The organism is Enterococcus sp. DIV1315a (genome assembly GCF_051712325.1).
Lineage (GTDB): Bacteria > Bacillota > Bacilli > Lactobacillales > Enterococcaceae > Enterococcus > Enterococcus faecalis.
In genome coordinates, this window is record NZ_JBIOOS010000001.1 from 1039267 (window position 1) to 1052424 (window position 13158).

The 13158-nt window shown below is 37.5% G+C and carries 17 protein-coding genes; 15 read left to right on the top strand and 2 right to left on the bottom strand.

All coding sequences use genetic code 11. From position 1 onward, the window contains the following. Positions 1-8: 8 nt before the first annotated feature. The 7 genes from IGJ03_RS05040 (at position 9) to rbfA (ending at position 7316) form a co-directional block, all read left to right on the top strand. Positions 9-1895 carry an Ig-like domain-containing protein gene (locus IGJ03_RS05040; protein WP_142956624.1) on the top strand — a complete coding sequence of 629 codons (1887 nt, stop codon included), beginning with the start codon at positions 9-11 and terminating at the stop codon, positions 1893-1895. Positions 1896-2100: 205 nt separating this feature from the next. Then, positions 2101-2574, top strand: a complete 474-nt coding sequence (gene rimP / locus IGJ03_RS05045) for a ribosome maturation factor RimP (protein ID WP_002357863.1) — start codon at positions 2101-2103, stop codon at positions 2572-2574. 143 nt (positions 2575-2717) lie between these two features. Then, the gene (gene nusA / locus IGJ03_RS05050) at positions 2718-3917 is read left to right on the top strand and encodes a transcription termination factor NusA (protein ID WP_002360499.1); all 1200 of its coding nucleotides are present in this window, start codon (positions 2718-2720) and stop codon (positions 3915-3917) included. A gap of 20 nt (positions 3918-3937) precedes the next feature. Continuing rightward, positions 3938-4237: an RNase P modulator RnpM gene (gene rnpM / locus IGJ03_RS05055; RefSeq protein WP_002363794.1), complete on the top strand. Its 300-nt coding sequence runs from the start codon at positions 3938-3940 to the stop codon at positions 4235-4237. Further along, positions 4227-4532: a YlxQ-related RNA-binding protein gene (locus IGJ03_RS05060; protein ID WP_002357860.1), complete on the top strand. Its 306-nt coding sequence runs from the start codon at positions 4227-4229 to the stop codon at positions 4530-4532. The genes rnpM and IGJ03_RS05060 overlap by 11 nt, the downstream gene beginning before the upstream one ends. Positions 4533-4544: 12 nt before the next feature. Continuing rightward, on the top strand, positions 4545-6941 hold the full coding sequence (gene infB / locus IGJ03_RS05065) for a translation initiation factor IF-2 (protein ID WP_010824569.1): 2397 nt from the start codon (positions 4545-4547) through the stop codon (positions 6939-6941). Between the two features lie 24 nt (positions 6942-6965). Next, on the top strand, positions 6966-7316 hold the full coding sequence (gene rbfA / locus IGJ03_RS05070) for a 30S ribosome-binding factor RbfA (RefSeq protein WP_002360497.1): 351 nt from the start codon (positions 6966-6968) through the stop codon (positions 7314-7316). A 372-nt stretch (positions 7317-7688) separates the two neighbouring features. On the opposite strand, the gene IGJ03_RS05075 is transcribed toward rbfA, so the two are convergent. Together IGJ03_RS05075 and IGJ03_RS05080 are read right to left on the bottom strand one after the other, a co-directional pair. Beyond that, positions 7689-8174: a toxin gene (locus tag IGJ03_RS05075; RefSeq protein ID WP_438711088.1), complete on the bottom strand. Its 486-nt coding sequence runs from the start codon at positions 8172-8174 to the stop codon at positions 7689-7691. A 34-nt stretch (positions 8175-8208) separates the two neighbouring features. Continuing rightward, positions 8209-8691: a helix-turn-helix domain-containing protein gene (locus tag IGJ03_RS05080; protein WP_002357856.1), complete on the bottom strand. Its 483-nt coding sequence runs from the start codon at positions 8689-8691 to the stop codon at positions 8209-8211. A gap of 167 nt (positions 8692-8858) precedes the next feature. Between IGJ03_RS05080 and IGJ03_RS05085 the strand changes: the two genes are divergently transcribed. The 8 genes from IGJ03_RS05085 to IGJ03_RS05120 all read left to right on the top strand — a co-directional run bounded on the left by IGJ03_RS05085 (position 8859) and on the right by IGJ03_RS05120 (position 13144). After that, complete coding sequence (locus IGJ03_RS05085; protein WP_002369529.1) at positions 8859-9041, top strand: hypothetical protein; 183 nt, start codon at positions 8859-8861, stop codon at positions 9039-9041. Positions 9042-9086: 45 nt separating this feature from the next. Further along, positions 9087-9842 carry a DnaD domain protein gene (locus IGJ03_RS05090; protein WP_025190711.1) on the top strand — a complete coding sequence of 252 codons (756 nt, stop codon included), beginning with the start codon at positions 9087-9089 and terminating at the stop codon, positions 9840-9842. A gap of 18 nt (positions 9843-9860) precedes the next feature. Continuing rightward, the gene (locus IGJ03_RS05095) at positions 9861-10703 is read left to right on the top strand and encodes an ATP-binding protein (protein ID WP_002384644.1); all 843 of its coding nucleotides are present in this window, start codon (positions 9861-9863) and stop codon (positions 10701-10703) included. Positions 10704-10769: 66 nt separating this feature from the next. Then, positions 10770-11162 (top strand): hypothetical protein, encoded by a 393-nt coding sequence (locus IGJ03_RS05100; protein WP_002360492.1) that lies wholly within the window; start codon positions 10770-10772, stop codon positions 11160-11162. A gap of 19 nt (positions 11163-11181) precedes the next feature. Further along, complete coding sequence (locus tag IGJ03_RS05105) at positions 11182-11589, top strand: RinA family phage transcriptional activator (protein ID WP_002360491.1); 408 nt, start codon at positions 11182-11184, stop codon at positions 11587-11589. 221 nt (positions 11590-11810) lie between these two features. Then, positions 11811-12227: a hypothetical protein gene (locus tag IGJ03_RS05110; RefSeq protein ID WP_002382237.1), complete on the top strand. Its 417-nt coding sequence runs from the start codon at positions 11811-11813 to the stop codon at positions 12225-12227. Positions 12228-12239: 12 nt separating this feature from the next. Continuing rightward, positions 12240-12752, top strand: coding sequence for a phage major tail protein, TP901-1 family (locus tag IGJ03_RS05115; protein ID WP_002369526.1), 513 nt, complete (start codon positions 12240-12242; stop codon positions 12750-12752). A gap of 32 nt (positions 12753-12784) precedes the next feature. Beyond that, positions 12785-13144 carry a tail assembly chaperone gene (locus IGJ03_RS05120; RefSeq protein WP_002357848.1) on the top strand — a complete coding sequence of 120 codons (360 nt, stop codon included), beginning with the start codon at positions 12785-12787 and terminating at the stop codon, positions 13142-13144. The last annotated feature ends 14 nt before the right edge of the window (positions 13145-13158 follow it).

Here is a 13158-nt window from a genome sequence, read left to right on the forward strand (position 1 = left end):
GAATAAAAATGAAAAAAAGAAGTTTTGTCTATTGGGGAATGTTTTTCATTCTTTTGTCGACGCTGATAACGCCTTTTCTGAAACTTGAAACAGGATATGCGCAAACGGAACCAACTAGTACCAGTGAAACCAATCAAATTTCTGCTACGCCAAACGTAGTGCCGCGTAAGCAAGTAGGCAACATTGTGACAGCGATTCAACTAACGGACAAAGAGGGAAACCCGCTTGGGACCATTAATCAATATACAGACATCTACCTCCGAATTGAGTTCAACTTACCAGATAATACCGTTAATAGTGGGGATACGAGTGTGATTACTTTGCCCGAAGAGCTACGTCTCGAGAAAAATATGACCTTTAATGTAGTAGATGATACAGGTGCTGTGGTTGCAATTGCACAGACCGATGTAGCAAATAAAACGGTCACGTTAACGTATACAGATTACGTAGAAAACCATGCCAATATTAGTGGGTCTTTATATTTTACAAGTTTGATTGATTTCGAAAATGTGGAAAATGAATCCAAGATTCCTATTTACGTCACGGTTGAAGGGGAAAAAATATTTGCTGGCGATCTTGATTACCAAGGTGAAGGCGATGATGTTAACGAAAAATTTAGCAAGTATTCATGGTTTATCGAAGACGATCCAACCGAAATTTACAATGTGCTACGGATTAATCCAACAGGGCAAACGTATACTGATTTAGAAGTGGAAGATGTGCTAAAAACAGAAAGTTTAAGTTATATGAAAGACACTATGAAAATTGAACGAGGACAATGGACACTGGATGGAAATGCTATTTGGCAGTTCACGTCAGAGGAAGATATAACTGGTCAGTTGTCTGTCCAGTATGGTCCTGGTGACCGCAATTTTTCGGTGCATTTTGGCAATATTGGGACTAATGAATATCGTATCACCTATAAAACCAAAATCGATCATCTTCCCGAAAAAGGTGAAACCTTCACAAATTATGCAAAATTAACAGAAAATCAAACGGTGGTGGAAGAAGTCGAAGTGAGTCGTGTCTCACAAACGGGTGGTGGAGAAGCCAATGGTGAACAATATGTTGTTGAAATTCATAAAGAAGATGAAGCGGGCCAGCGTTTAGCAGGTGCAGAGTTTGAACTCATTCGTAACTCAACCAATCAAACAGTGGCCAAAATCACAACAGATCAAAACGGAACAGCGATTGTTAAAGGCTTGTTAAAAGATAACTATACTTTAGTAGAAACCAAAGCACCTATCGGTTACCAACTTTCGCAAAACAAGATTTCAATAACACCTGAAGACTTTGGTAAAAACTTAGTTGCACTGAAAACTGTTGTGAATCATAAGATTTCATATCAACCAGTCGCTGCTTCATTTTTAGCTGGAAAAGTTCTTTTAGGAAAACCACTGAAGGATGCTGAATTTCAATTTGAATTGTTAGATGAGAAAGGCACAGTACTAGAAACGGTTAGTAACGATACTTTAGGGAAAATTCAATTTTCACCATTAACCTTTGAAACTCCTGGAAACTATCAATACACCATTCGGGAAGTAAACACGCAACAGGCAGGTGTTTCCTACGATACGCACAACCTTCAAGTTCAAGTAACCGTCGAGGCGCTTTTAGGAAATCTTGTGGCGACTACTCAGTATGATGGAGGTCAAGTATTTACTAATCACTATACGCCAGAAAAACCTATAGAAAGTACCACACCACCAACGAGTGGGACAACAGATACTACCACGAATTCAACCACAGAAACTACTTCAATAACCATTGAAAAACAGGCGATTCGTAATAAGGAATTGCCAAAAACAGGAGAAACAAAAGAAAACGCGTTTCTTTTCTTAGGTACCCTTCTTTTGATTCAAGGATTATTTATCTATTTTAAAACGAAAAAATAATCGCTTAGATAGTTTCAGTAATCGAGACAAAATGTGCAAATTTCGAGAGATTTAGCTTGTTCATTTGAGTTTGGAATGGTTCTGTGCTATACTATCTTTAGCGTAATGATACTAGTTGGGAGTGAGCGGATTTCTGCTCACTCTTTTTGATGGAAAAGTCATCAGGACACGGTTCGTTACATCAATCTCGAAGGAGGCGAAAATTTTGAGTAGTGCTGTGGAAACTGTAACAAAGTTAGTCACACCAATCTTAGAAGAACAAAATTTTGAACTTGTGGAAGTAGAGTTTGTTAAGGAAGGAAAAAATTGGTTTTTACGAGTATTTATCGATAAAGAAGGTGGCATTGATATTGAGGAATGTGCCTTTGTCAGCGAAAAATTAAGTGAAAAACTAGATGCAATGGATCCAGATCCAATTCCGCAAGCGTACTTTCTGGAAGTTTCTTCTCCGGGAGCAGAACGTCCGTTAAAGAAAGAAAGCGATTATGAACAAGCGGTAGGTAAGTACATTCATATTTCTCTTTATCAAGCAGTTGATGGAGAAAAACAGATTGAGGGTACCTTAGTCCATCTTGATTCAGAACAATTAACATTAAGTGTAAAAATTAAAACCAGAGTGAAGGAAATGACTTTTGAACGTAAAAATATCGCAAAAGCTCGTTTAGCCATTCAATTTTAATCAACAGACTCGAATGTAAAAAAGGGTCCACTAAAAGTTTTACTTTTAGCCGGGCCTGTGACAAGTTTTAACGAGAAGTTTTTCCCTTGGAAGAAGAACCACTCGTTCAGCTTTAACGAATCCATAGGAGGAAAAGAAAAACAATGAGCAAAGAAATGTTAAATGCATTAGACGTATTAGAAGCTGAAAAAGGGATTCCTAAAGATACGGTGATTGAAGCGTTACAAGCAGCTTTAGTTTCTGCATATAAAAGACATTATGGACAAGCAAGCAACGTCGAAGTTGAATTTGAACCAAAAAAAGGCAATATTCACGTGTATGCTGTCAAAGAAGTAACAGAAGAAGTATTTGATTCACAATTGGAAGTTTCATTAAAAGATGCCGTTGCATTAAATGGGGCATATGAAATCGGCGACAAAATTCGTTTTGAAGTTACGCCAAAAGACTTTGGCCGCATTGCTGCCCAAACAGCAAAGCAAGTGATTTTACAACGTGTCCGTGAAGCAGAAAGAACAATTATTTATAATGAATTTAGCGAATATGAAAATGACATCATGCAAGGAATTGTTGAACGTCAAGATCGTCGTTATATTTATGTAAACTTAGGTAAAATCGAAGCAGTCTTATCAAAACAAGATCAAATGCCAAATGAATTTTACCAACCGCATGATCGGATTAAAGTTTACGTATCACGTGTTGAAAACACATCAAAAGGCCCACAAGTTTTTGTAAGCCGTAGTCATCCAGATTTACTAAAACGTCTTTTTGAACAAGAAATTCCAGAAGTTTATGATGGAATTGTTGAAATCGTAAGCGTCGCTCGTGAAGCTGGCGATCGTTCAAAAGTAGCCGTTCGTTCAACAGATCCTAATATTGACCCAGTGGGTACCTGTGTTGGTCCAAAAGGCCAACGTGTCCAAGCGATTGTGAATGAATTAAAAGGCGAAAATATGGATATTGTGGAATGGAACGAAGATCCAGCTATTTATATTAGTAATGCCTTGAATCCAGCTCAAGTATTAGATGTTATTTTTGATCCAGAAAATAGCAAAGCATGTACAGTTGTTGTACCTGATTATCAATTGTCATTAGCAATTGGTAAACGTGGTCAAAATGCGCGCTTAGCTGCTAAATTAACGGGCCATAAAATTGATATCAAATCAGAATCTGATATGGCTGAATTTTATGAACAACAAGCCAATCAAGAAGTTGCCGAAGTGGCAGAAGAAATGGATGAAGCAATTATCCATTCAGATATGACGGCAGATGATTACGAAAACTTGGCTACTGAAGAAGCAGTTGTTGAAGCAGAAATTACAGAAGAATTACCTGAACAAGAATAACGTTTTTGGAGGGTGAAAAAATGAAAAAGAGAAAAATTCCAATGCGTAAATCGGTTGTTTCAGGCGAAATGAAACCGAAAAAAGAATTAGTCAGAATTACTCGCTCCAAAGAAGGCGAAGTGGCTTTAGATCCAACTGGTAAATTGCCTGGACGTGGCGCTTACGTTGATTTGGATCCTGCGGAAGTCCAAAAAGCTTGGGATAAAAAAATTCTTGATCGTGTCTTAGAAACAAAATTAAGTGATGAATTTTATCAAGAACTATTGGATTATGTAACGCACCAAAAAGCCCGCAAAGAGTTGTTTGGCGATGGAAAATAAAACCAAAATTTTGAACCTTTTAGGTTTAGCAATGCGCGCCGGTAAATTAGTCACAGGCGAGGAATTAACCCTTAAAGATATTCGTGCAAACAAAGCGAAATTTGTGTTTGTTGCGCAAGATGCCAGTGAGAATACTAGAAAGAAAATCAAGGACAAAAGTTCTTATTATAATGTTCCTGTTAGCGAACTGTTCAGTCAATTCGAGCTCAGCCAAGCGATTGGGCGACCACGAATGGTTATCGGAGTAACTGATGCAGGATTTGCCACCAAAATCAAGGAATTACTAAAAGGTTAGGAAGGTGATTGCATGGGAAAAAAAAGAATTTATGAACTAGCAAAAGAAATGAATAAAGCAAGCAAAGACGTTGTCGATAAAGCGCATCAATTAGGTATGGATGTTAAAAACCATATGGGCGCAATTAGTTCCGAGCAAGAAACAAAGCTTCGTCAAGCATTCGGAGGAGGAAGTACCGTAAATACTCAATCAAAAGCAACAAACAACCAAAAGCAACAAACAACACAAAATAAACCAGCCAATAAGAAACCAATGAACAATAAACCTGGTGAACAAAGAAATAACCAAAATCGTCCAAACAATCAATCAACGAATGGACAACAAAGAAACAACAACAACCAAAATCGTCACGGCCAAAGCAACACACAAAACCGTAGCAATCAAACAAATACAAACAATCAAAACCGCAATACCCAAAACAATAACGGTTCTACAACGAATCAAAATCGGACCAGCCAAAATAACAATGGCGGGAACAACCAAAACCGTGGCGGCCAAAACCGCAACAACAATTTTGGTGGCGGTCAAAATCGTAATAATCGGAATAACTTTAATAACCAAAACCGCAATCGTTTCAATAAAAAAGGGAAAAAAGGCAAACATCAACAAGAATCAGCGAAGCCAGCAGTACCAGCACGTAAATTCCGTGAATTACCAGATGTTTTAGAATATACAGAAGGTATGAACGTGGCGGATATTGCGAAAAAAATCCACCGCGAACCAGCGGAAATCATCAAAAAATTATTTATGATGGGTGTCATGGTTAACCAAAACCAAGCCCTAGATAAAGATACAATTGAATTATTAGCTGTGGACTATGGCATGGAACCGCAAGAAAAAGTCCAAGTTGATATTGCGGACATTGATAAATTCTTCGAACCAGAAGCAGTTGTTGAAGAAAACTTAATTACACGTCCCCCTGTTGTCACAATCATGGGACACGTAGACCACGGGAAAACAACATTATTAGATACATTGCGCCATTCTCGTGTGACTTCAGGTGAAGCGGGCGGAATCACGCAGCATATTGGGGCCTATCAGTTAGATATTGATGGCAAACCAATTACGTTCTTAGATACACCAGGACATGCGGCCTTTACTAGTATGCGCGCGCGTGGTGCCAGCATCACTGATATTACCATCTTAGTTGTTGCAGCGGACGATGGAGTAATGCCACAAACAATCGAGGCGATTAACCATGCGAAAGCGGCAAAAGTGCCAATTATTGTAGCAGTTAACAAAATTGATAAGCCTGGTGCAAATCCTGATCATGTGAAACAAGAATTAAGTGAACATGAATTAATTCCTGAAGAATGGGGCGGAGATACGATTTTTGTCAATATTTCAGCGAAATTCAATCAAAACATTGATGAGTTGTTGGAAAATATTTTACTGATTGCTGAAGTAGAAGACTTAAAAGCTGATCCAACGCAAAAAGCAATTGGAACAGTGATTGAAGCGCGCTTAGATAAAGGTAAAGGTCCGGTTGCGACATTACTCGTTCAACAAGGAACTTTACATGTTGGTGATCCAATCGTTGTTGGTAATACTTACGGACGTGTTCGTGTGATGACCAATGACATGGGCCGCCGTGATAAAGAAGCAGGACCCGCAACTCCTGTAGAAATTACCGGATTAAATGATGTTCCTCAAGCGGGTGATCGTTTTGTGGTCTTTGAAGATGAAAAAACAGCACGTCAAGCAGGGGAAGAACGGGCTAAACGTGCGTTGCTTGAACAACGTTCAGCAAGTAGCCGTGTGACATTGGATAACTTATTTGAAAGCCTAAAAGAAGGCGAATTAAAAGAAGTTAATATCATTGTCAAAGCAGACGTACAAGGATCTGCCGAAGCCGTTTCAGCAAGTTTACAAAAAATTGATGTAGAAGGCGTTCGTGTGAAAATTGTTCACGCGGCAGTTGGGGCCATCAATGAAAGCGACGTAACTTTAGCCGCAGCAAGTAATGCGATTATTATCGGCTTTAACGTTCGCCCAACACCACAAGCGAAACAACAAGCAGAACAAGAAGAAGTTGATATTCGTTTACACCGTATTATCTATAAAGCCCTAGAAGAAATCGAAACAGCGATGAAAGGGTTATTAGATCCAGAATTTGAAGAAAAAATTACGGGTCAAATGACGGTTCGTGAATTGTACAAAGTATCTAAAGTTGGCACAATCGCTGGCTGTTATGTTACAGAAGGCTTTATTCGCCGCGATAGTGGCGTTCGTGTCATTCGTGATGGTATTGTTATTTATGAAGGTAAATTAGCAAGCTTGAAACGCTTTAAAGATGACGTGAAAGAAGTCAAACTTGGTTTTGAATGTGGTGCTATGATTGAAAACTTCAATGATTTACGTGTAGATGATGCGATTGAAGGCTTCATTATGGAAGAAATCAAACAATAATTTTAGTAATTGGAGGAAGACACTATGGCAAATTATCGTGACCGTCGTGTAGGCCAAGAAATCATGCGTGAAGTGAATGATATCTTGAACAAACGCATCAGAGATCCACGCGTCCAAGGCATCACTATTACAGATGTTCGTGTGACCGGTGATTTACAACAAGCAACGATTTATTACAGCTTGTTATCTGATTTAGCTTCCGAACAACAAAAAGCTCAACAAGGATTAGACAAAGCCAAAGGACTGATTCGTAAAGAATTAGGACAACGGTTAACCTTGTATAAAACACCAGAGTTGATTTTTGAAAGAGACGAATCTGTCCAATACGGAAATCACATTGATGAGTTGATTCGTAAGTTGAATCAAGGTGAATAATTAAAAAGAAAAAGCACACCAGACGAATGGTGTGCTTTTTCTTTTCCTGATTTCTTGATAAAATAGTCATGGAGGTGCAAAAATGAAAAGAATTGTTGGTTTCTATAAAAATGGAGATCGTTATTTAAAAGAAATGGGTTCAGGCAAGAGTTCCCTGTACTTTTTTCTTTTCTTCTTTGTACTACATAGTATGCGGGAACGTATTATTCAGTTCATCGGATTTTGGCCGTCATTTATATTCGTCCTCATACTTGTCCCAAATCTTATGATTGGCGTCGGACATATTAACCATTGGTACCAAAATCGCTCTTGAATTTTCCAGAATACTTTTAAGCATGGAACAAAATCCTTATTGATTTTGTTCCATGCTTTTTAAGTTAACCCAGTATTTAATACCATCACAGAATAATCCCTAAATTCAAAAATCCGTCCTTTATAAAGATAAGTGGCGCCATACTTTTGTCGATAGTACGTAATCACATTTTTTAATGTCTCAACATCGATTTCCAAAAATTCAGCACAAGAATAATGGTTGCTTAAGCCAGCTTCAGAGCAACGAATTAAATCGTCTAATGTAACTAATTGCTCTAAGGCCACATTGCGGGCTTTCAACTCTTGCTTCCGATTTTCTGTACAATTTTGATTTAAAATAGTGCAAACGGATGTTTGATAATGCCCGTATTCCTCGGCTAAAATGTTCTTCTTTTGACGGGTACTCAATGTTTTTTCAATATAAATTTTGCCATTTCGATACAACCCATAACAACCTGTTTGATTGTATAAATCAATTTCTAAAACCGTCACATCCTTTTGAATGGAACTGACGAGTTTTTCATAATCATTCACTTTACCATTCACCTGCCATTACTTAATAAAAAGAGTAGATGGGAAGTTAATCCTCTTTTTTGTCAGAAGAAATCGATTGTTGATATTTGGCATCAATTTCATCCAAGTAATCGTGAATTTTCTCGATTTCTTCTTTTGAAAATATCTTTTCTGGATCCCCAGCGTGGGCAGCCAGTGTCATTTCGTCACGGCGAGGGAATGAGAGAATTTCTGCTTGCGTTTGTTGTTCGTGTAATTGTTGTTCGGCAAATTGATAAACGATGGCTTGTCGTTGGGGTTCTAATTTTTTATAAATGCGGTCGATAGTTGAGGCATTTTTTTCCATGGGAACTTCTTGCCCCATCAACCAGGCCTCATTAATGTCTAATGCATCTGCAATGCGATAAACTTTGTCTTGTTTTGCTTCGTAACGACCAGCTAGCCAATCGCTGATCGAAGATTTACCGATGCCAGTTTTTTTCGCTAATTCACTAGGTTTGATGTTCTTGGCTGTTAAAGCTTCTTTTAAACGGATAGCAAAAATGTTCATATTTCCGAACCTCCTATTGTCTCAAAGTATACTATACCTGTTTAGAGAAGGCAAGTAACAATCGCAATTAAAATTAGCGGTTCATAAAACCGAACTTATGAGTTGACAGTGAAAATATTTGGTGCTAAGATAGAGCCATTCAAATGTTCGGTTAACTGAACTATTTTTTGAACACTTTGTTCGGAAAACCGTATTTTGGTAGAAAGGGTGAAGAAATGAGTCGGAATTATAAAAAAACGTTGTCGGATATGTTACTTTTAGCAATTATTTTATTAATAAGCAGTGTCTCAATAAAAATTGGGGCCATCGTGATTGGTATGATTGGCCTCATGGAATTACTAACAGAGTAACAATAATTTAGTCAAAAGGAGAGAAGCGGATTGGCAGAACGACGCATGTTTGCAAAAACGATTATTGATAGTGATGCGTTTTTAGATATGCCCTTATCAAGTCAGGCCCTGTATTTTCATTTAGCGATGCGTGCCGATGATGATGGATTTATCAATAATCCCAAAAAATTGCAGCGAATGGTTGGTTGTGGGGAAGACGATCTAAAATTGCTAATGGTTAAAAAATTTATTCTAGTATTTGAAAGTGGTGTGATCGTTATCAAACATTGGAAAATTCATAATTATATTCGCAGTGATCGTTACAAACCAACCTTGTATCAAGAAGAGAAAAATCAGATTGTTGAAAAAAATAGCAAAGCTTATACGTTTAAAGCAGAATCGTCTGTCAGTGGTCAACCAGCTGACTACCAACGGTTACCACAGGAAAGCATAGTCCAGTCTAAGTTAGGTCAGAGTCAAGGTAGTAGTTCAGAAAACGATTGTTTAAAGATGATTTATCATTTTTATGAGGAAAACGGCTTTGGTACACTGGCCTCAAAAACAAGCCAAGATTTTAAGTATTGGTTGCAAGATTTTATGCAAAAAGGGGCTAGCCAAGAGGAAGCATGCCAATTAATCTTGCATGCTTTAGGAATTGCCGTCGATCGAAATAAACGGAATTACGGCTATGTAAATGCTATTTTGAAAAGTTGGGAGCAACAAAATTATTTATCCGTACATGAAGTTCTGATAAATGATAAAAAACAAGTGTTGGAGCATACGCCGCAAATGACAGAAGAATATCAAGAGTTAGGTTTTTAAAGAAAGGAGGAAATCAGTATGCATGCGACAGATCAAACTTTTCAAATACTATTGAGTCAATTGTTAGAAAAAGTTGAAGACCGTTGTCCTGAATGTGGCAGTGAACAATATGTTTGGCAACAAAAAAATAAAGATGGCACAGAACGTTGTGCCCCAACTTGTTGGTCGTGTGGGTATAAAATGCTAAAAAAACATGAACAAGAAGCTACTCAACAACGTTCTCAAGAGAGTTTTATGGCACGTACACAAAAATTTTTTCATCAAGGGTCCTTAATTGCTGATGATGCGCTACGGCAATGTCGTTTAACCAATTACCAAACCACTGAATTAGAAACAAGACAAGCAAAAGAACGGGCCTTAGCAGCAGTTTCAGCGATTGTTGAAGGAAAGCCAATCCACGTTATTTTTTCAGGGAAACCTGGTGTCGGTAAAAGTCATTTGGCTATCAGTATTTTAGTTGAAGTCTTAGAACGCTCTGCATATCAAAAGTATTGTTTATTTGTCAGCTACTCTGAGTTATTAGAAAAACTAAAAATGTCCATGAATGAATCGGCCAAAAGCCAAGCAAAGGCTCAAGCGTATATTACTAGAATGAAAAAAGCAGACGTTTTGGTCTTAGATGATTTAGGTGCTGAATTAGGAATTAAAAATAAAGTTAGTACGGATTTTAATAATGATATCTTAAACCGAATTTTAGAAGCTAGACAGAATAAAGCAACTATTTTTACTACTAATTTTTCTGGAAAACAACTGGTGGAGGCCTATGGAACACGCATTATTTCTCGTCTAATGAAGCACGCCAGTGGCTATGTTTTCCAATATAAAGACACAACAGACAAACGAATGAGGAGTGTGAAATAAATATGTTAACAATTATTATTGGGTTTATCTTTTGGACAATGACACTAATGTTAGGTTATCTAATTGGTGAAAGAGAAGGCCGTAAACATGAGTAATTTAACAAAACGTAAAAAAGATTTATTTGAAATGAAAAGCGTTGTATTTAAAGATATTTCAAAGCAACAAAGCGAAAAAGCACAAAAAAGAAAACGACTCTTACAACTAATGAATCAATATCCCGATTGGGCAAGTCAAAAAAATAAACTTATTATGCAGGAAATTCAAGAATTAGGACAAGCAATCGGTAATTGGTCGATGGATCAATCAAGACCCATCCAATCCATCAAGGCCGCATCGTTTACAAAAAGCGAGTATCTCTATTTAATTTGGCTCGGTTATTCAGATGAAGCGATTCGTCACGGCTTAGACATGTCGAAAGAGTGTTATTTTATTTATCGATTAACACTTTTAAATGAATAAAAGTAAAGGAGATTAACCAATGCGTACGTCAACATTTAATTATATCAAAGATATTTTAGCAGACTTTTATAAAACAGATGAGTATATCCGGCAACGGGAAGAAGAATTACGGCACCCTTATCAAGAAGCAGATTTAAATGCTGGTATTAGAGGACAAGGACTTCACTCTGTAGTGACCGAACGAATGGCGATTACGATAGCTATGGATCGTCGTCTGTGGAACTTAGAGAGAAATCGAGACATTATCAAAAATTGTTTAGCTGAAGCGGATGAACAAACGCGCGTGATTATTGAAGAACTATATATGAAAAAACGGCCCTCTTTAACATTAATTGGACTTGCCCAGCAATTATTTATTAGTAAAAGCCAAGCCTATAAATTAAGAAATCATTTCTTTGAAGCGGTGGCGGATGAACTAGGGATGTAAACATGGAAAAAGCGTGGAATTTTTTCAGGTGTCAACATGGTAAATTAATAGTGTCGAAAGAGATAGATAAACGTGAGGCAACCAAAAAAATGAAGACACGGAATTCTATGATTTTGACTGCTTTCTTGTGTCAGCTATGAAGGAGCAGAAAATGCCGGCTACTTTCAAGATCCTTCATTTTGACTAGAAGAGAGCCAATTTGTTAACCAATCCTGAATTTTTTGAATGGAAAGGTGGCGCTAAAAATGAATGAAGCGGAACAAGAGTTATATGAAGCCCTTGTTGCAATCTGCCAGACGTCAGGATTTTTGTTGCTAGAGGAACTGCCGACAGATTTACCAGATCAGCCATTTGTTTACTTAGGTGATAGTAAAGAATTACCTAAGCCAACTAAATCAGCTATTTTGGGAGAAATTGAATTAATAATGCATGTTTATGGTGCGTTATCTGAACGACAACAAATTTCTACAATTAAAGGAACGATTTTACGGCAGGCAACCAGTAACTTAAAACGAACGGCTCATTTTAATTGGGGTATCAAACATCAAGAAGTCAAAGCACAAATGGTAAAAGATACCAAACAAATGAAAAAAACAATTTGGCATGCTGTACTACCATTACACATGCAATTTTACTAGGAGGAATTATCAATGGGAGAAGTTATGCAAGGAAAAGACCGTATTTTATTAGTTCGTCGCTTGGACGAAGCAGCGACAAAGAAAGCAATGAAACCCTTATTTCAAATTGAACATGAATGGGAATTCTCACGTGAATCGAGCGGTACGCAAACAAAAGATGGCGTTGCGAATGCTGTATCTGGTTTAGAAGTTACGTTATCGTTAAGCGGTTTAGCCTCTCGAGATGATGAAAATTTATACATGAAAGACGCAGTTGAAGATGGCATCTTAATGGAATTTTGGGACGTTGATTTAAAAGGTGAAAAAAATGCGGAAGGTAAATATCCAGCAATTTATGCCCAAGGTTATGTAAATTCATGGAGTTTACCAGCCAATGTAGAAGAATTAGTAGAAATCGAAACAGAAGCCTCTATTAATGGCAAGCCACAAGATGGCTTTGCAACAGTAGAAGCAGATATTATTGCGGAAGCACAATATGCGTTCCAAGATACCGTTCCAGAGAAAGCACCACAACCTGGCGAATAATCAAAAAGTGTTGAATTTTAGGAGGATAAAAAATGAATTTAGAGATTAACGGAAAAACAATTGAAGTGAAATTTACGATTGGCGCGATTCGCGAATTAGATAAACGTTACCAAATTGAAAATGGCGCTGCCAAATTCGGCATGGGCATCAGTTCAGCAATGATTTATTTACGCCAATACAATCCAGTAATCTTAGTTGACATCATGGAAGCTTTACAAAGTGGGCAATTAAAAATAGGTAAGTCGGAAATTGAAGCATGGTTAATGACCCAAGATGTCAAAAAACTTTCAGATGATTTGCTTAAAGAAATGGGAAAGCAACCTCTTACAAAACCAATGATCGATCAGTTCAGCAAAGAAGCGAAGAAAGCAGAAGCGCAAGCGACCAACTAATTAAAACGAGCGAT